At 64.4% G+C, this 18,912-nt stretch carries 16 protein-coding genes and 1 pseudogene; 8 read left to right on the forward strand and 9 right to left on the reverse strand.

The window, feature by feature from the left end; all coding sequences use genetic code 11:
* Positions 1-68: 68 nt before the first annotated feature.
* From AC5Y36_RS15005 to AC5Y36_RS15030, 6 genes are read left to right on the forward strand one after another with little or no spacing between them, the layout of a single operon-like run.
* On the forward strand, positions 69-1,655 hold the full coding sequence (locus AC5Y36_RS15005; protein ID WP_500041717.1) for an acyl-CoA synthetase: 1,587 nt from the start codon (positions 69-71) through the stop codon (positions 1,653-1,655).
* Positions 1,656-1,666: 11 nt separating this feature from the next.
* Positions 1,667-2,773, forward strand: a complete 1,107-nt coding sequence (locus AC5Y36_RS15010; RefSeq protein ID WP_500041718.1) for a zinc-binding dehydrogenase — start codon at positions 1,667-1,669, stop codon at positions 2,771-2,773.
* A gap of 18 nt (positions 2,774-2,791) precedes the next feature.
* Positions 2,792-4,216, forward strand: a complete 1,425-nt coding sequence (locus AC5Y36_RS15015) for an aldehyde dehydrogenase family protein (RefSeq protein WP_500041719.1) — start codon at positions 2,792-2,794, stop codon at positions 4,214-4,216.
* Positions 4,213-4,989, forward strand: coding sequence for a crotonase/enoyl-CoA hydratase family protein (locus AC5Y36_RS15020; RefSeq protein WP_500041720.1), 777 nt, complete (start codon positions 4,213-4,215; stop codon positions 4,987-4,989). The genes AC5Y36_RS15015 and AC5Y36_RS15020 overlap by 4 nt, the downstream gene beginning before the upstream one ends.
* Positions 4,986-6,140 carry an acyl-CoA dehydrogenase family protein gene (locus tag AC5Y36_RS15025; protein WP_500041721.1) on the forward strand — a complete coding sequence of 385 codons (1,155 nt, stop codon included), beginning with the start codon at positions 4,986-4,988 and terminating at the stop codon, positions 6,138-6,140. Before AC5Y36_RS15020 ends, AC5Y36_RS15025 begins: the two co-directional genes overlap by 4 nt.
* A gap of 50 nt (positions 6,141-6,190) precedes the next feature.
* The gene (locus AC5Y36_RS15030) at positions 6,191-7,210 is read left to right on the forward strand and encodes an acyl-CoA dehydrogenase family protein (protein WP_500041763.1); all 1,020 of its coding nucleotides are present in this window, start codon (positions 6,191-6,193) and stop codon (positions 7,208-7,210) included.
* Positions 7,211-7,276: 66 nt separating this feature from the next.
* Here the strand turns inward: AC5Y36_RS15030 and AC5Y36_RS15035 are convergent, their stop codons facing one another.
* From AC5Y36_RS15035 to AC5Y36_RS15070, 8 genes and pseudogenes are all read right to left on the reverse strand, one after another.
* Positions 7,277-8,059 (reverse strand): SDR family NAD(P)-dependent oxidoreductase, encoded by a 783-nt coding sequence (locus AC5Y36_RS15035; protein ID WP_500041722.1) that lies wholly within the window; start codon positions 8,057-8,059, stop codon positions 7,277-7,279.
* 19 nt (positions 8,060-8,078) lie between these two features.
* Positions 8,079-9,155 (reverse strand): hypothetical protein, encoded by a 1,077-nt coding sequence (locus tag AC5Y36_RS15040; protein WP_500041723.1) that lies wholly within the window; start codon positions 9,153-9,155, stop codon positions 8,079-8,081.
* A gap of 2 nt (positions 9,156-9,157) precedes the next feature.
* Positions 9,158-10,180 (reverse strand): alpha/beta hydrolase, encoded by a 1,023-nt coding sequence (locus tag AC5Y36_RS15045; RefSeq protein WP_500041724.1) that lies wholly within the window; start codon positions 10,178-10,180, stop codon positions 9,158-9,160.
* Between the two features lies 1 nt (position 10,181).
* Positions 10,182-11,041 (reverse strand): annotated as a pseudogene (locus AC5Y36_RS15050) (SDR family NAD(P)-dependent oxidoreductase).
* Positions 11,038-11,529 carry a nuclear transport factor 2 family protein gene (locus AC5Y36_RS15055; RefSeq protein WP_500041725.1) on the reverse strand — a complete coding sequence of 164 codons (492 nt, stop codon included), beginning with the start codon at positions 11,527-11,529 and terminating at the stop codon, positions 11,038-11,040. The pseudogene AC5Y36_RS15050 and the gene AC5Y36_RS15055 overlap by 4 nt, the downstream one beginning before the upstream one ends.
* Positions 11,530-11,611: 82 nt before the next feature.
* Entirely contained in the window at positions 11,612-14,077 is a 2,466-nt protein-coding gene (locus tag AC5Y36_RS15060; protein ID WP_500041726.1) for a cellulase family glycosylhydrolase, read from the reverse strand.
* A complete protein-coding gene (locus AC5Y36_RS15065; protein WP_500041728.1) occupies positions 14,074-14,364 on the reverse strand; it encodes a ferredoxin in 291 nt (96 codons plus the stop codon). The genes AC5Y36_RS15060 and AC5Y36_RS15065 overlap by 4 nt, the downstream gene beginning before the upstream one ends.
* Positions 14,361-15,506, reverse strand: a complete 1,146-nt coding sequence (locus AC5Y36_RS15070) for a 3-ketosteroid-9-alpha-monooxygenase, oxygenase component (RefSeq protein WP_500041729.1) — start codon at positions 15,504-15,506, stop codon at positions 14,361-14,363. The genes AC5Y36_RS15065 and AC5Y36_RS15070 overlap by 4 nt, the downstream gene beginning before the upstream one ends.
* Before the next feature lie 143 nt (positions 15,507-15,649).
* On the opposite strand from AC5Y36_RS15070, the gene AC5Y36_RS15075 reads away from it, so the two are divergent.
* Positions 15,650-17,356, forward strand: a complete 1,707-nt coding sequence (locus AC5Y36_RS15075) for a 3-ketosteroid-delta-1-dehydrogenase (protein ID WP_500041730.1) — start codon at positions 15,650-15,652, stop codon at positions 17,354-17,356.
* A 10-nt stretch (positions 17,357-17,366) separates the two neighbouring features.
* Here AC5Y36_RS15075 and AC5Y36_RS15080 read toward each other — a convergent pair whose 3' ends face one another.
* Positions 17,367-18,032, reverse strand: coding sequence for a PadR family transcriptional regulator (locus tag AC5Y36_RS15080; RefSeq protein ID WP_500041731.1), 666 nt, complete (start codon positions 18,030-18,032; stop codon positions 17,367-17,369).
* 241 nt (positions 18,033-18,273) lie between these two features.
* On the opposite strand from AC5Y36_RS15080, the gene AC5Y36_RS15085 reads away from it, so the two are divergent.
* Positions 18,274-18,876, forward strand: coding sequence for a PaaI family thioesterase (locus tag AC5Y36_RS15085; RefSeq protein ID WP_500041732.1), 603 nt, complete (start codon positions 18,274-18,276; stop codon positions 18,874-18,876).
* The last annotated feature ends 36 nt before the right edge of the window (positions 18,877-18,912 follow it).

Genomic DNA, 18,912 nt, shown 5'->3' on the forward strand with positions numbered 1-18,912 from the left:
CACCCCGCAGTGTCTACTCAGCGGGAGACGAACTCCCGCGACGGCGTTGCACTGCCTAGTCTGCGGCCGTGCACTCAGACGACCTGGCCGCTCTCATCGGGCGGGCCCGCAGCCACACCCTCGGCGACATCCCCCGCCGATCGGCGCGTCGGCACCCGGACAAGACAGCCATCATCGACGGCGAGGTCGTGTTGAGCTTCGCCGAGTTCGATCATGCGGTAGATCGGGCCGCGGCGGGATTGCACGACAACGGCATTACCCGAGGCGACGCCGTCGCGCTGCTGTCGCGTAACTGCTGGCAGTATGCGGTCCTGGCATTTGCCACTGCCCGCGCTGGCGTGGTGCTCGTCCCGATCAACTTCATGCTGACCGCCGAGGAGATCTCCTACATCCTCGGCCACAGCAAGGCCGTCGGCCTCATCGCCGAGGTCGATCTCGTTCCCACCGCCGAGCAGGCGATGAACCTCGCAGGTTGCGTCCGCACGAAGGCAGCCCTGGTCCGCCCGGGTCAACACTGCTCGAGCGGATGGCCCGATTTCGCGCAATGGCTGACGACGACGAGCCCGGTACCTGTCTGCGACGTCGACGAGGATCAGGTCCTGAGGGTGATGTACACCAGCGGAACCGAATCGCGGCCAAAAGGCGTCATGCACAGCAGCCGGAGTCTGATGTGGCAGTACATCAGCACCATCGTCGCCGGATCCATGACGGGCGACGACATCGAGACCCACTCACTGCCGCTGTACCACTGCGCGCAACTGGACAATTTCTTGGCCACCGACATCTATCTGGGGGCAACCAGCATCATCTTGCCCCGCCCCGACCCGGAATTGGTGCTGCGCACCATTGAGCGCCACCGGGTCACAAGCTATTTTGCCCCACCGACGGTCTGGATCAGCCTGCTGCGCAGCCCCGTCTTCGACCAGGTAGACCTGTCCAGCCTGCGCAAGGGCTACTACGGCGCCTCACCGATGCCGACCGAGATCCTGCTCGAAATGCGTCAGCGGCTACCCAACCTACGGCTGTGGAACTTCTATGGCCAAACCGAGATGGCCCCCCTGGCCTGCGCACTGCAGCCCGACGAGCAAGACGCCCACGCCGGGGCGGCCGGGCGGCCCGTGGTCAACGTCGAGACCATCATCATCGATGACTCCAACAACCCGGTTCCCGACGGGATGATCGGTGAAATCGTCCATCGCAGCCCACATTTGATGCTGGGCTACCTCGACGCCGAAGACACCACCGCCCAGGCGTTCGCTGGCGGCTGGTTCCATTCGGGTGACCTCGGTTACTTCGACGCCGACGGTCTCCTGTACGTGGTCGATCGCAAGAAGGACATGATCAAAACCGGCGGGGAGAACGTCGCCAGCCGCGAAGTCGAAGAAATTCTCTACCTACACAAGGGAATTGAGGAGGCTGCGGTGTTCGGCCTAGCACACCCGGTGTGGGTCGAAGCGGTAGTTGCCGCCGTGGTACCCCGCGCGGGGAACAGTTTGACCGAAGATGAGGTGCTGCGTCATTGCCGTGATCACCTCGCCGGATTCAAGACCCCCAAACACGTGTACTTCGTCGACTCTCTACCCAAGAACCCGAGCGGCAAACTACTCAAACGTCATCTGCGCGAGCAGTTCAGCTCCCAATTCACCAGCAACTGAAGGGACACCACGTGTACACCGGCCGTATCGCCCGTTTCGACGAGCCCGGCATGCCATTCCAGATCGAGACGGTGTCGCTGCCTGCCGTGGGACCTGGTCAGATCCTGATCCGCGTCACTCGTGTCAACATTTGCGGTTCCGATCTGCACGCCTGGCATGGGACGTTCGCGACCCGTGGTCTGGGCGGCCAGCTGCCGACGGTTCTCGGCCATGAGATGATAGGCGCTGTCGAAGTCCTTGGGGCGGGCGTGGAATCCGATTCGAACGGGCAGCCACTGAGCGCGGGCACCCGCGTGGTGTTCCCGTACTTCTACTCCTGTCATCAGTGTCGTAGTTGTCTGGCCGGGCGACGCAACGCCTGCCTGAATTTGACGATGGCGATGTTGGGCCGCGCAGACGAGCCGCCCTATTTTGTCGGCGGCTACGGCGACTACTACCTGCTGCCCGCGGGCGCGGTCGTCTACACGGTGCCCGACAGCGTCTCGGACGCCGTCGCGGCGGGCGCCAACTGCGGGCTGTCGCAGGTGATGTACGGGCTCGAGCGGGTCGATCAACAGCTGGGTGAGCACGTCGTGGTGCAAGGTGCCGGCGCACTCGGCCTGTATGCGATTGCGGTCGCCAAAGCCCGTGGCGCCGCCAATGTCATCGCCATCGATGGGGTGCCGGAACGCCTGGAACTGGCTACCGCATTTGGCGCGGACGCCATAATCAACCTGGGTGAAGTCTCCACCGGCAAGGATCGGGCCAAAGCCGTACGCAAGCTGACCGGCGGTCACGGCGCCGATGTCGTCGTCGAAGTCGTCGGGCATCCGTCGGCGATCGACGAAGGCCTGCAGATGCTCGGGCAGTTCGGCCGCTACGTAGAGATCGGCAACATCAACATCGGTCAAACCTTTGCCTTCGACCCATCCCGCTTCGTCTTCGCCAACAAAACCATGGTCGGCGTATCGCTTTACAGCCCGGACGTGCTCTCACGCGCGTTGGGCTTCCTCGACCGTCACCAGCATCAGCTGCCTCTCGAACGGCTGACAGCGGCGGCTTACTCCCTCGACGACATCAATGCGGCGTTCGCCGCAGCCGACGGCAAGCGCGACGTTCGCGCCAGCATCGTGCCCTGACCCCCAGCAAGGACGACCATGCACAGTTACGAGCGCACCACCTTATTCATCGACGGCCAGTGGGTTCCCCCGTCCGGCGGCGGCAGCATCGACGTCATCAACCCATCCACCGAAACGGTGATCGGTCATGTACCCAACGGCAACACCGCCGACGTAGACGCCGCGGTGGCCGCCGCACGCCGTGCCTTCGACCCGGGCATCAGCGTCACCGAACGCAAAGACCGAGTGAGGCGGGTCATCGCCGCCATGGAAACCCGGCTGTCGGATATCGCCGAAATCATCACGAACGAGATGGGCGCCCCGGTGCGCACCGCACAGTCGGTGCAGACTCAGGTGCCGCTGGCAGTGGCCAAAGGATTCGCGGACGTGTTGGCGCGGTTTGATTTCGAGCAGCGTCTCGGGCATTCGCTGGTGCTGCGTGAACCCTACGGCGTGGTCGCGGCGATCACCCCTTGGAACTACCCGCTGTATCAAGTTGTCGCCAAAGTCGTGCCGGCTATCGCAGCCGGCTGCACGGTCGTGCTGAAACCCAGCAACGAGGCGCCGCTATCTGTGTTCGAGTTTATCGAGGCCTGCGCCGATGCCGGATTGCCGCCCGGAGTGCTGAACCTAGTCTCCGGCAGCGGTGCGGTGATCGGCGAACACCTCGCAGTACACCCCGCTGTCGACTTCGTGTCGTTCACCGGTTCCACCGCGGTGGGCACCCGTGTCGGAGGACTGGCCGGCATGTCGATCAAGAAAGTCGCCCTGGAACTCGGCGGAAAGTCCGCCAACGTGATCCTCGACGGCGCCGACCTCGCCACCGCGGTCAAAGTAGGCGTCGGCAACGCGTTTCTCAACGGCGGCCAGACCTGCATGGCATGGACGCGCATGCTGGTGCCCGAAAACCGCTACGGCGAGGCGCTTGACCTGATCGAGGCCGCCGCCGCCCGCTACACCGTCGGAGATCCGCACAACCCCAGCACGCGGATCGGGCCGGTGGCGTCGCGCTCGCAATTCGAAGCGGTGCGCGGGTTCATCGAACGGGCCCAGCGTGATGGTGCCCGACTGGTGGTGGGCGGCGCCGAGCCGCTGCGAGACCGCGGCTACTACCTTGCGCCCACCGTGTTCGCTGACGTCGATCCGGATTCCGAACTCGGCCAAGAGGAGGTGTTCGGGCCGGTGTTGGCGGTCATCCCGTTCACCGACGACGCCGATGCGCTGCGCATCGCGAACGCAACCCCCTACGGACTGTCGGGGGCGGTGTGGGCAGGCGACGACGGCACCGCGATCGCCTTCGCCCGAGGCGTGCAGACCGGCCAACTCGACATCAACGGCGGCGCGTATAACCCGGTCGCTCCGTTCGGGGGCTACAAGAAGTCGGGTATCGGCCGCGAGCTCGGCGCCTTCGGGTTCGAAGAGTACCTGCAGACCAAATCCCTTCAGCTCAAGGAGCATCAGTGAGCACACCCTTGCAGACCGCGGGCGACGGACCGGTTCAGCGCTGGACTCTGACCTTGCCAGAGGTCGGTAACGCGATCAGCGGTGACGAGTGCATTGCGGCGTTCGAGTCCAATGTCGATGCCGTCAACCGCGACACCACAATCCGTGCTGTCATCCTCACCGGGGCCGGCAAGATCTTCTCCGCCGGGGGCAACGTCAAAGAGATGGCCGATCAGCAGGGCATGTTCGGTCTGCCGCCGATCGAGCAGCGCTACGCCTACACCGACGGCATCCAACGCATTCCCCGCGCCTTGGGCCGGCTTGAGGTTCCGCTGATCGCGGCCGTCAATGGTGCAGCGATCGGGGCCGGCTGCGACCTGGCGATGATGTGCGATATCCGCATCGCCTCCGAACGGGCATCGTTCGCCGAAAGCTTCGTCCAACTCGGGCTGATCCCCGGCGATGGCGGCAGCTGGTTCCTCCCCCGTGCGATCGGTCACGCCCGCGCCGCTGAACTGACCTTCACCGGGGACCGTATCGACGCGCCGACGGCGCTGGCGTGGGGCTTGGTCAACGACGTGGTGCCGCACGAGGACCTGCTCGATGCCGCAACCGCACTGGCCCAGCGGATCGCCGCGAACCCGTCGCAGGCGCTGCGGATGGCCAAGCGCCTACTACGGGAGTCCGCGACCGGGTCGCTGGAATCGACCCTGGCGATGGCGGCGGCCATGCAACCGCTGGCCCACCACGATGCCGAGCATCTGCGGCGGATCGCGAAATGGAAGACGTCATGACCGCTGCATTGTCGCGGCTGGTGCCCCCGGCGGGTGAGAACGTCGGCTTGGATTCGTTACGGGCCGAGGTGCGCGACTTCCTCGCCGAACAACTGGCCGCCGGCGCGTTCACACCGACCGTCGACGCCTGGTTGTGTGGCTGGGACGAGACCTTCACCAAGGCGCTGGCCCGTCGCGGCTGGCTGGGGATGACCGTGCCCGAACAATACGGTGGGCACGGCCGGTCGTTTCTGGAGCGATTCGTGGTCACCGAGGAACTGCTGGCCGCCGGTGCACCCGTGGCCGCGCATTGGATTGCCGACCGCCAGATCGTGCCCGCGCTGCTCAAGTACGGCAGCGAGCAGCAGAAGCGACAGTTCTTACCGCGCATTGTCGCCGGCGACTGCTTCTTCGCGATCGGCATGAGCGAACCGGACTCGGGGTCTGATCTGGCCAGCGTCCGCACCCGGGCCACCCGGGTGGATGGCGGCTGGGCGCTGACGGGCACCAAGGTATGGACCTCGGGAGCCCATCGTGCGCATGCGTTCATCGTGCTGGCGCGTACCGACGCGGTCGACCCGGCGCATCGGCACGCCGGGCTGGCGCAGTTCATCGTGGACTTGCGTGCCCCAGGCGTGGAAGTCCGACCCGTCATCTCGATGAACGGCGGGCACCACTTCAACGAAGTGCTCCTCGATGCGGTATTCGTGCCCGATGCGATGGTCTTTGGCGAGATCGGGCAGGGCTGGACCCAGGTGACCTCCGAACTCAGTTTCGAGCGAAGCGGCCCGGAACGTCTTCTGTCGACCTTCCCGCTTCTGGCTGGTGCGGTTGACCAGCTTGCCGCGCAACCTGGTTCGGCGGATGCCGAATTGGGACGGCTGGTGGCGCGCGTCGCTGGTCTGCATCACATGTCGAGCGCGGTGGCGGGCGCGTTGCAACGCGGTGAGAATCCCGCCGTGTCGGCCGCGGTCGTCAAGGTGCTCGGCACCACGCTTGAAGGCGATATCGCTGACTTGGCCGACATTCGCACCGGCGACGAGGCTCCGGTCACGCCGAAGTGGGCGGAGATGGTGGCCCACGCTGTCGACCAACGCCCCGGCTTCACGTTGCGCGGCGGAACCAACGAAGTGCTGCGTGGTGTCATCGCGCGGGGATTGGGCATGCGGTGACTGTCACGAAGTTGTCGACCAACCCGACCGTGGATCCGGATTTGGTGGCCATGATGGACGCCGTCTTCGCCGACTATCGGAGGAGCGCGGCACCCGTCTCTCAGGATGGCCGCGTCGCCTTGGACCGCACGCTGTGGCAGCGTCTCGATTCGCTCGGCCTGGTCCGCTTGACCGGAGCTCCCGATCGTGGCGGCAGCGGGGCGAGCTGGCACGAAGCCGCTGAGCTGGCGTCCGCTGCGGTACGTCACGGCGTGCGGGTTCCGCTGGCCGAGCATGACCTGTTGGCGTGCTGGCTGATGGAGGCCACGGGCCAACCCCTCGATAATGCGGTCCGCACCGTCTATCTGGCACCGACCGCCACACAGCCCCGCGCCTCGGTGCCTTGGGCCGCTGACGCGGATCGGATCGTGGTGGTGTGGCAGAAGGGCAATCAGTACCGGCTCGGTGAGGTCGACGCCTCAGCGGTGGCCATGCGATCCGGGGTCAACTTGATCGGTGAGCCGCGCGACACCGTCACTGTTGACACCGCGACCATGGTCGGCGAGGTGGTGTCAGTCGAGTTGGTCAACCAGCTGAAGCGCAGATCGGCGCTGGTACGCGCCATTCAGGTGTGCGCGGCGCTAGACCGCGCCGTGGAAATGTCCATCGAGCACACAGCTTCCCGTATTCAGTTCGGACGCCCGCTGGGCCAGTTCCAGGCAGTCCAGAATCTGATCGCCGATGCTGCAGCCCAGGCAGCACTCGCCCGCGCGGCCACCGAGGCTGCACTCACCATGGCGCTCGGGTCTGGCTGGGAATCAGCCGATCTCGACTTTCACATCGCGGTGGCGCGGTCCTGCGCGGGACACGCCGCGTCGGTGGTCACCCGCAATGCCCACCAAGTCCACGGAGCGATCGCCACGACCCATGAACACCGACTGCACGAATACACGCGCGCGGCCCTGGCCTGGCGTTCAGAGTTTGGTTCGGTGCAATTCTGGGATCGGCAAGTAGCCGCTTCTGCCGTTGCGGCGGGCATCCGACAGCTATGGCCGTTGATCGCGGACGGCAGCGGGTCGATCGGCGAGTAGGACGACTTCGCGCAGAACGGCCTACACATGCGTTAGCTCACCGACGCCTGATGTGCAGCGGCGCGGTCAGGCGTGTGCACCGCCATCGACGCGGATCTCGGTACCGGTGATGAATGCTCCGTCGTCAGAGGCCGCCATGGCGATCACCGCTGCGACTGCGCTCGGATCACCAAGGATCTCACTGTCTTTGCCATGCAGCAACGGTGTCTGTTTGGCCCACAAGCCGATGTCGTAACCTTCGGGCATCTTCTCCAGTGTGGAATTGGCCAGTGCCGTCGAGATCCCGCCCGGTTGGATATTGACTGCCCGCAGTCCCTGTTTGGAGTATTCGAGTGCCAACGAGTGCGTGAAGCTCAGAATGCCGCCCTTGCTGGCCGCATATGCAGCCATATACGGGTGGGCGAACGACGCTGCGGTCGAGGTGAAGTTCACCACCACACCACGACCGGATTCCAGAAGGGCCGGCAACGACTGGCGGGTCATCAGAAAGGTGCCAGTCAGGTTGACTGCCAGCGTCCTGTTCCAGTCTTCGAGGGTGGTTTCGTGTGTGTGCGAGCAGGTTTGCATTGCGGCCACATTGACGAGCACCTCCAGTCCACCAAGGTCTGCCAACGCGGCTTCGACAGCGGCGATGACATCGCTCTCGCGGGAGATGTCGAGTAGTGCCGTGCTCAGTCTTTTTGCGGTTCCTGCTTCTTCGGCTCGGACGGTGGTCGCGGCAAGGCCTTCGGAGGAAATATCGTAGGCCACCACAGTGGCACCTTCGTCGAGCAGACGTGCCACGGTGGCCGCGCCGATTCCGGATCCGGCACCGGTGACGATGGCGCGGCGGTCGGTGAAACGGTCCATGTTGAAGTCCTTTCGGTGGTCAGGCGAGTTGAAATCCACTCACGGGTGCCTCGTCGGGGTAGAGCGACGGACCGCCCAGGTCGTAGGCGGCGTTGAGTGCAGCGATGAAAACCGGGTCGTGCAGCGGCTCACTGGGGATGTCGAGTTTGATCCCCTTTCCAGCCAGGTCGTCGACCATGATGTCGATGGCACGGTCGATGGTCAGGTCGTCGGAGCCGTCCATGTTCTTTTTGAGTTCGTCGTAGTCGGTGAACACTTCGGCAGACCAGTGCACCAGGAAGCGCAACTCGTCGGTGTGGTGGCGGGCGATGACTTCGTCGCCGTTCTTGAGCAGCCAGTAGTTGCGGTCGGTGGCGTCACCGGTGAACACGCTGTCGAAGGCGAGACCGGACGGTACTTGTTGTTCCAGCGGTCCGTTGGCTTCCCCGCGGTGCATCATCATCTCGTTCTGAACCACCACGCCACGGTTGTTGATCGGCGGCACCACGCGGGCGGGGGGCTTCAACGGACCGTCGGGCCAGTAGGTGAAGCCACTGCCTTCATCGAGCGAGAACCAGGTGATCACCTGGGCCATCTTGATCAGGTACTCCGTAAACAGTCCCGACTTGCCCATCACGCTGCACAGCCAGGTCGGCGCATTCTCGTGTCGCACACCACGGAAGCTCGGCGAGTCCAGATGGCCGGGGTCACGGTTGGCACAGGGGCCGTTGATATTGAACAGCATCAGCTGTGGCTTGGCGTACTGCGCGTTCCAATAAGTCTTGGCCTTCTCGAGGAACTCGGCGTTGTAGAAGCAGTCGTGCAGCTCCGGGTAGAGGACGGCGCCATAGTTCGCCAGGTAGCCCCGGAAGGTTGGTGTCAAGAACAGATCCAGCGACGGTGTGAAGCCTTCCGGGAAGGCGCCGCTCATGGTGGCCATCAGTTCGTCCGCTGATGCGAAATGCTGGGCGATGATCAATTTCCACGGACCCTGAGTGTGCACGACGTCGAGCAACCGCTCGCGCTGGTCGGCGGTGTAGACGTCGGTGATCTCACGGGGTGGGGCAGCGGGGCGAAGGATGTCGGACAGCTCCTGGCGCCGTTCGTCGGTCAACATGGTCATCTCCTTGCGTGGTCTGGGTCGATTGTGGGCGCTACCGGGCCCGCATTGGGGGCTACGGTCCGCTGGCCGGGAGGCTCGTTAACGGTAAGCGGGTGCCTGAATTTCGCACGCAGCAACGCGCCTATCTCTGCCATCGCCAGCCGCCCCCGCGCAGTGGTGTCCGAGCGCATCAGGAATCCGTGGTACATGCCTGGATAACGCGTCAGGGTGGTCTGGATGCCCGCGTCGCATAGCCGGCCCGCGTAACGTTCGCCCCAGTCTCGAATGGGGTCACACTCTCCGGTGACCACGATCGCCGGTGGAAGGCCGCTGAGATCGGTCGCGTACGCCGGTACCCGGTAGGCGTCGTGCGGTGATCCCGCTTCGCGGTCGGTCAGTTCGTGCATGTAGACGATGTCGTCGTGGCTCAGCAGCGGTGCGTCGGGCATCGTGGTGATCGACGCTGCGCCCATATCCCGGTCCAGACCCGGATACAGCAGTACCTGAGCCAGGATTGGGGGCCCGCCGTGGTCGCGGGCGGCCAACGCCACGGCGGCAGCCAGCGATCCGCCTGCGCTGTCGCCGGCCACCACCAGCCGGTTGGCGTCGACGCCGAGTTCGCCGGCGTGGGCGGCGACCCATTCGGTGGCCGCATACGCATCGTCGAATTGCGCTGGTACCGGAGATTCCGGTGCCAAACGGTAGTCGACTGCGACCACGGCGGCACCGCTTGCGTGGGCTAGTTCGCGCGCAAGCGGCTCGAAGGAATGGTTGGACCCCATCACCAATCCGCCGCCGTGCAGATACACCAACACGGGCAGCGCCTGTCCAGCGTCGGGTCGATAGATCCGGATCGGGACGGAGCCGGCTGGGCCGGGGACGGTGCCGTCCTCCACCGATGCCATCGCCGGCATCTGGGGATGGGCGGCCGCTTCGAGGCCGGCCCGGACGGCTGCTAACCCTCGAATCCGCATTGGGGCGATTTCACCGAACGACGCGACGCGATCCGCGGCATCGGGATCTAGTTTGGGCGGGCGCATGTCAGTTCGTGACCGGGTCGAATCGCTGCTGCGTGCGCAGCCGCGGGGGGCCTGGCTGTTCAACATGGCAGCACGCTCGGTCATCGCCGAGCCGACGTAGTCGGGTTGGGTGAGCAGATAGAACTTGCCTGCCGCCGCGCGGTCGAACAGCACTTCGGCGGCGGCCACGGGGTCCATTGCTTCGGCTTTGATATCCAGCATGGCCGAGCGCTGCTGTTCGGCCGCGCCACTGTCGCCCGCGTCCACGCCGCCCGCCGACTCAAAGATGTTCGACACGACTGCACCGGGAAGCACGGCTTGGATGTGGATGTGGTTATGACCAGCCGACTGCACGTCCAAATGCAGGCATTCAGTCAGTGCAAGCACTGCGTGCTTACTCATGATGTAGGGCGCCTGGAGGGGAACGCTGGCGACGCCGCCGATGGACGATACGTTCCACACCCACGCCGGCGATTCGGTGGCGATCATTGTCGGCAAGAACGCGCGGATGCCGTAGAAGACACCGCTGACGTTGACGTCGACGACGCGTCGCCAGTTGGTCAGCGGGGTATCCCACAGATAGCCGAACTGTTCGATGCCGGCGTTGTTTACCAACAGGCGCACCGGGCCGATGTCCCGGTAGACGTTGCCGGCGAGTTCTTCGACGGCGTCAGCATCGCGGACGTCGCAGGCCATGTCGGTTGCCGATCCGCCGGCCGCCCGGATCTCGTCGCGTAGGAGAGCGATCGCCTGGGCGTCGACGTCGGCCAAGACCACCGTCATTCCCAGCCGGCTCGCGTATCGCGCGAGGCCGGCGCCGATCCCGGCGCCGGCGCCGGTGATGACGGCGACGCCACCACCGAACAGGCTGCGTGCGTTCACCCGGGCAGTGTGCCGGCTGCGGCCGCCTTGGCGGTGTACTCGGCAAACGGGATGGAATCCTCTGCGTCGAGCACCACCGTCATCGAGGTGAACACCAATCCGTGCGCTGTCCGCCGGATACCCACGTCTACGACGCCGCTGGACACGTCGAAGGGGACGTTGTTGGTGATCTGGTTGACGTAGAGGTAGAAGCGCGCGGTGGTGACGGCACCGTCGGTTCCGGTGCGGAAGATGTTGGTTGCGTGGTGACGCAGCGGGTAGGGGTTTTCGTTGCGGTGCTGGGTCATCCACGCCAGCGTCTCGGAGCGACCGTGCAGTTCGGCGGCCAGGAGGTGCTCGAACGGGCAGTTGCCGGAGTCGGAGCGGCTCAGGTATTCCATCTGTTCGTCCATCCGAGACCCCAGCTCATCGAAGTGGCCCTGGTCGTAGTGATACCAGAAGCCGGCGATGAATTCTTGGACCTCCGACAGCGTGATCTCGTTGCTCATGGTTGACAGTTAACCTGCTCGGGGCGCCGCGAGCACCGCCGATGACCGGTGAGTGGAACACCATGTGCAGGACGCATGCGACCTACCCGCCTGCACCGCCGGCGACCGGGCTCACGACAACGTTGATGGTGGTCGCGCCCGTATCTGAAGCGATGACCAATTGGGTGGCGTTGGGTGCCGAGATTACCTGGCCTCCGGTGACACTCACCTGATAGCCGTTAGGGAATTCGACTTGTGGCACCGAGATGGTGGTCTGTGAGCCGGCGGCAAAGTCGCCTGAGCCGTCCACGTGTTCGGTGGTGTAGCTGAACTGGAAGGTGCCGTTGTCGAACGACCAGGAACCCGGGGTGCCCGCAACCACCTGCGGATACGGCTCTGCGAGCGTTTCCAGGTTTCCGGTATTCACGTTGTCGCCGGTCGGCGGGAGTTCGGGGTTGTACACCAGGGAGTTCTCGCCTTGGCCGGAGAACGCCCACTCGGTCCAACCGATCGAGGCGTTATCGGCGGGAAGCATCGTTTGGGCTATGGTGCTGGTGTCTGCGCTGTTTCCGAACTCAGTCATCACGGCAGGGATACCGTGCTCTCCCGCGTACGCTGCGGCGTTGCCGACAATTCCCGCAACATCAGGTAGGCATATCGGCCCTAGCGAAAACTCACAGTAATCATGGAAGGAGTAGACGGTGTGGGGAAGGTCGACGGTGCCCAGGCTGGTGGGATAGCCAGCAGTCGACGGCAGCATGCTCGGTTCGAAGTACACCGGGGTGCTCGGGTCGATGGCCCGAATGGCTGATGCGACTTGGTCGTAGAACGGGGTCAGCTCCTGCGCCTCGAAGAACGCGCTGCCGAAGAGGCTGGGCAGGGTCTGCGAGCCCGAGTACGGTTCGTTCATAATCTCGAACCCGGCCACGTCTGCGTTGCCTTTGAAGTAGTTAGCGACGTGTTCCCACATCTGTGCGTAATCGCTTTCTAGGCCAACCCCGTTAGGGCCCTCGGAGTTAGACCAAAATGCGTCCCACGCATGTGTTTCCGCGGGATTGAAGAAGATCGCGAACGGGAAAGGCAACTGGGGATTAGCGAGCCCGCCGTCCTGGACGGCCCACGCGGGTGCACCGTCGTACCCGAAAACACTGCTGTAGGCATCTTGGTGCATATCGACGATCGTGTTGATGCCATGGTTGCCGAGCGTTTGTATAGTCTGCTCGACCGAGGCGAGATAGGCGTCATTGAAGACACCGGGCTCGGGCTCGATCGCTGCCCACGAGATGGCCAGGCGCACCACGTTGAAGCCATTGGCGGCCAGGAACGCCGCGTTAGCATCACTGATCACAGCTTCACCGTCACTGCCCGACCCGGAGTATTCCATCGTGTAGTTGAATCCGTGTTGTTCGACCACCCGTCCGTCGCTATCGGTGATCCAGGTACCCGTGGTGCTGAGGCCGACTGTGTCGCTTGGTGGGCCGCCGGCCAGCGTGCCGTAGCTGCCGACCGCGCCATGGTGGCCGAGCATGCCGGCGTTACCGCCGGCTCCACCCAGGGCAGGCAACCCCGCCCCGCCATCGCCGGCGTTGCCGCCATCCCCACCGATGCCGAACCATTGCCCACCGTTTCCGCCGTCGCCGCCCGCGGCACCGGCGCCGCCGGCACCGCCGTGTCCGCCGATGCCCAACAGTGAGCCGCCGGCCCCGCCGTCTCCACCTGCAGCACCCGCGCCGCCGGCCCCGCCATCACCACCGTTGCCGAACCAGCCCGCAGCGTCTCCGCCCGCGCCCCCGGCCACCCCGGCGCTACCACTGGCGTCGTAACCCTCGCCGCCATCACCGAACCACAAACCGCCGGCCCCGCCATCGGGATGATCGGCGGTGCCGGCCACACCATCACCGATCAGGAACTGGCCCGAGACCTGGTTGATGAATCCATCGACCTGTTCGCCGAACGAGCTGTTGATCCAGCCCTCGATGCTGCGGTGGATCGGGTCGTAGATGAACTGCTGGAAGAACCCTTCGACCGACGAAGCATCCAGATCCGGCACCGGAACAGCCGCAGCAAGCGGATGGGCTGTCGCAGCCGACACTGCATCCTCGAAACCCTGGCCGCCGAGTTCCAACGAAGCCTGGCTAAAGGCGGCACCAGCACCGGCGACATCACCGACACCAGCGGTCGCCCCACCGAGAAGATCACTGATCACCTCACCCAAACCGAAATCATCAGCATGCGCATAAGGCAACGCGCTCAACGGAAACATCCCAAACGCCACCATCACACCAGCACCAGCACCCAGACCGACTGCGCGGCGACGGGGCTGCTGCGCGTTCCGGGAGCGATGATTCTGCTTGCTGCTACGCCGACCAATCACTTTCTGCCTCCAGTAATCCGCGGTTCTGGGTACGGATTCAGGGGATTCTTCATCTGTGCTTGGCAAGCGATAACGGTTGTTCCCGCTCAGCGGGAGGTTGCTACAGAATTTGTTCCCGCTCAGTGGGAGAACGTGCATCGTGATCGAGCCGTATCGGGAGCTGAAGGTATTCAATTGCAGGCCAAGACGGCTCACGCTCGAACATCAGGACTCTCATCGATTATGGTCAGCGCCCCGGTGCGGGTGGCATCAACGATCGACTCGGCCAAGGCCGAGCAGGTCAGGAAATTGGTACGGCTTTGACAGGCGGCCACATGTACTGCTGCGCAGCGCTCCTCACATCGCTTTAGCGCGGTATCGGTCCACTGCACGCTGGTCTGGTTCCAGCTGCTTTTGCGGACCTGAACCTCAGCCCCGCAGCGCCGACAGTTCACCGGCACCATCGGGGCGTCGTTCAGGCGGTTGTCGGTGCGGATCGTCATTCCGTTGATCCGACGGCAGCCGCGCGGGTAGCCAGGTTTGCTTCTACTTCCTTCATCCACGACTCCAGGGGGCGAGTGGTGTCCAGTTCGAATTCGAACCGGTCCACCATGTCGCGGCAGACGTCGGTCGCGTCGACGTAGAACTGCTCGTACCAGCGGCGCAGTTGATACACCGGGCCGTCTTCTTCCACCAGCAGCGGGTTGTCGATCCGTGTCTTGTTGCGCCAGATTTCTACGTCTTGTTCGAAGCCCATCTTGACGAAGTCTCCCAATGCGATCGCAGCCTGCATCGCCATCTCTTCGGGCATGAACGCGTTCTTCTCCACGACGATGCCGTATTGCAGCACAAAGGAATCGGCGTCGATCGGGTAATGGCAGTTGATCAGCACGGTTCGCTGATCAAAGTCCGCGTAGTGGTAGGTCAATTCATCGATCATGAACGACGGTCCGTGGTAGGCCGCCAGTGACGTGGTTCCCAACAGCTTGCTGCCTTCCGGGTCGCCGACGTCGGGGCGAGCCCCGCTCTTCATGTACTGCGTGGCGACGTGACCTTCGAAGATGTTCTTGAAATGCGTCGGTAGTGAGCCGTGGATGTAGAAGAAGTGCGCCATGTCTACGACGTTGTCGATGATCTCTCGGCAGTTGGTGTGTACGACGGTGGTGTACCAGTGCCAATCGGTCCAGGCTTCGCTGCTGGCACCGTCGATGCGCGGAATGGTCACATCTGCCGGGGGCGCGTTGCCTTCAGGGTCGTTCCACACGAACAGCATGCCGTCCTGCTGCAGCGTCGGCCATGCCCGGGTGCGCGCCAGTTTCGGGGTGCGCTTGCTGTAGGGCACCATCTTGCAGCGACCGTCCCCGCCCCAACGCCAATCGTGAAACGGGCAAGCGATCTCGTTGCCTTTCACGGTGCCGCGTGACAAGTCGCCGCCCATGTGCCGGCAATACGCATCGAGCACGCTGATGGCTTCATCCTCGCCGCGGAACACCACCAGCTTCTGCCCGAACGCAGTGACCTGGTGCGGCTGCCCGTCCCCGAAGTCGCGAATCAGCCCGAGGCAATGCCAACCGCGTGCGAACCTGGTAGGCACCGATCCGGCTTCGATCATCCGAATGGCGTCAGCGTCGGTGTGCGTGGTCATCTGCGTTCCGTCCTTTGATCAACTGGGGTCGCTGTGGCTGAGGACCTGATTCAACTGCGAGATCGCCCGGTTGGGAGGCCCGTGTTCCACTCATCAGGAGGTTGGAATTCCCGGAGCGTGGTTTGGCCCTATCGTCACCGTCCGTGATCGCTACCCACTCCACCATCCCGGCCGGCGGGACCATCTGCGATACCGAGGTAGACCTGCTGGTCGTCGGGTCAGGTACCGGATTAGCCGCTGCCCTGGCCGCCCACGAACGGGGCCTGTCGGTGCTCGTCGTCGAGAAGTCAGGCCACATCGGCGGATCGACGGCCCGCTCCGGCGGCGCGCTGTGGCTGCCGGCCAGTCCCGTCATCGAGGAGTGTGGGGGTAGCGATCCTGCATCGCGGGCGCAGACGTATCTGGATGCGCTGGTTGGACAGTCCGCCCCTCAAGCTCGCTCTGCGGCTTATCTGCGCCACCTGCCGGCAACCGTGCAGATGCTTCGCCGCACCACGCCGATGAACCTGTTCTGGGCCAAGGACTACGCCGACTACCACCCGGAGAAGCCCGGCGGGTCAGCTAGCGGACGTACCTGCGAGTGTCGGCCACTGAACACGGCGATCCTTGGCCAGTACTTGCCCTATCTGCGCCCCGGGGTGATGAAGGCCAGCATCCCCATGCCGACCACCGGTGCGGATTACCGTTGGCTGAACTTGGTCAGCCGGGTGCCCCGCAAGGGCGTACCGACTCTGGTCAAACGGCTCGCGCAGGGTGTCGGCGGCCTTGCGCTGGGCAGGCGCTACGCCGCCGGGGGTCAAGCCTTGGCGGCGGGCTTATTCGCGGGCGTGCTCGGCGCCGGTATCCCGATCTGGATCGACACCACACTTTCCAGACTCGTGACCGGCGACGACGGCCGGGTTGTCGGTGCGATAGTCGAGCACGCCGGGAACCGGTTCACCGTGACGGCGCGGCGTGGCGTGATCCTTGCCGCCGGCGGTTTCGACCACGACATGGAGATGCGGCGCAAGTTCCAACCCGAGTCGCTGGGCCGCAATCAGAGCCTGGGCGCCGACACCAACACCGGCGACGCTATCCGGCTCGGTCAAGACATCGGCGCCGACATCGCCCTGATGGATCAGGCCTGGTGGTTTCCCGCGGTCGCGCCGCTTCCGGGCTGCGCCCCGGCGGTGATGCTGGCCGAACGCTCCCTGCCCGGCTCCTTCATCGTGGATCAGCACGCCCGCCGCTTCGCTAACGAGTCGGTCGACTACATGAGCTTCGGACAGTGCGTCCTCGATCGTGAAGCGGCGGGTACACCCGTGGAGACCATGTGGATCGTGTTCGACCAGCAGTATCGAAACAGCTACGTGTTTGCCGCGGAGCTGTTTCCGCGGATGGCGATCCCACAGAGTTGGTTTGACGCCGGGATCGCCGTTCGTGCAGACAATTTCAATGAACTCGCCACGAGGATGCGGGTACCCGCCGACCAGCTGTGTGCGACGGTGGCACGGTTCAACGAGAACGCGTTCGCCGGCCAAGATCCGGACTTCGAGCGGGGACGTAGTGCCTACGACCGCTACTACGGTGACCCTACCGTCACTCCGAACCCCAACCTACGGCCGTTGGTCAAAGGCCCGTTCTATGCGGTCAAAATGGTGCTGAGCGACCTCGGGACCTGCGGCGGATTACGTGCCGACGAGCGTGCTCGGGTGCTACGCGAGGACGGCACGGTGATCGATGGTTTGTACGCGATCGGCAACAGCGCTGCCAACGTCTTCGGGAATACCTATCCCGGTGCCGGTGCGACCATTGCGCAGGGACTCGTCTACGGCTATATCGCCGCGCACGATGCGGCCGGCAGCCTGTGACCGAAACTGGTCAATCGCCGTCTTCGGCCTCGGCCCGCTTTTCGACCTCGTACCAATACTCGTGGTCGGGCCACGGGATCTTGGCTCCTTGCCCCACCTTGGGGAAATGCGCCTCTGCCTCGTCGAGGTCCTTGATCAGTTTCAAGGTCAGTTCCCGCTCGGCCGCGTAGTAGCGCTCCGCCCAGTCCAACGCGATCTTCGCGTACGCCCATGATGGGTCGGCGCCAGCCCAATGCGCGTCTTTGGCTGCCGCGCGCTGCATCTCGTCCACATAGGCCAGATGCTGATCCAGCACATCCTTGAGACGGGCTGGGTCGGTCAGATGGCCGAACGTCACCCTCAGGAGCGGCGAGTGCTTCAGCGTCGGCGGATCTACTGGACCCTCGCGAGCCCACCGAGTCACCACTTCCAAGCCCTCGGGAGTGATCTTGTAGAGCCGGCGGCTGCGAGTGCCCTCGGTGTCGACCCGCGAGGTCAGCAGACCGAGCTTCTCGAGCTTCTTCAGCTCCGAGTAGATCTGACTGTAGGCCGGGCTGCCGTAGAAGAACCGCACGCTCCAGTCGATCCATTTGCGGATGTCGTACCCGGACAATTCGCTCTCGTAGGACAACAGACCCAACAGCGCCCAACTCGTCGCCGCTAGCTGCGGCGCTTCGGATGCTTTGGACTCGTCCACTCGTCCAGACTAGCAATCCGGCTGGCCCGGCCACGGCCGATGATCCGCTGACCGGGAGGCTAGGTTGCCTGCGTGTCAACGGTCCGCCAGTCTGTTTGCTAGGTCGCACGACAGAGCTCAACAGATAGGAATCCGCGCCATGCCGCGTACGCCTCCGCGTTCTCAACGCCACCATGCTCGCGTTATTGGCGCCCCGTTGGTCGTAGCCCCCGGCGACCGCTCTCCCAACGCGCGCTAACCGATGTCTTCCGCTAACCGCGACGATGCGGTTGAAAGCGTCTACGCCGGTCTAACCCAGTCGGTGCGGCGGCTCATCGACGTTACGATCCGCACGGAGGCTGCCCTTTCTGACATCGCATCCGCGCGCGACCGAATCGATGCGGCCGTCGACGAGCTCAGTTCTGCACTCATGCCCGGATCGTTCGGCATGCGACGGCAGCCGAACGGCCAACCTGCAGTGTGGGGCAACGTCGTGATGGGTCTGCGCAATGCGATTGCGCCACCGATGACGGTGCATCACGATACCGACGGTCGAGTGTGGGCAGATCTGGAACTGGGCGCCGCCTACGAGGGTCCGCCTGGTCATGTTCACGGCGGCATATGCGCGCTACTCCTCGACCACATCCTCGGCGCCACTGCCCACAAACCCGGCCAACCGGCCGTCACGGGCACCTTCACGCTGCGCTACGAACACGGCACCGCGCTTGGTCCGGTGCACGCCGAAGCACGCGTCGACCGCACTGAAGGGGTGAAGACCTTCGCCGTCGGGCACTTGTCGACTGCAGCGGGTATCACCGTCCGCGCGGAAGGTGTGTTCATCCACCCTCGTATCGACAAACGGTAGGCGGCGGGGTCCCCTCCTAACGTCAAAGCGTCGAAG

The organism is Mycobacterium sp. NGS50 (assembly GCF_059812545.1).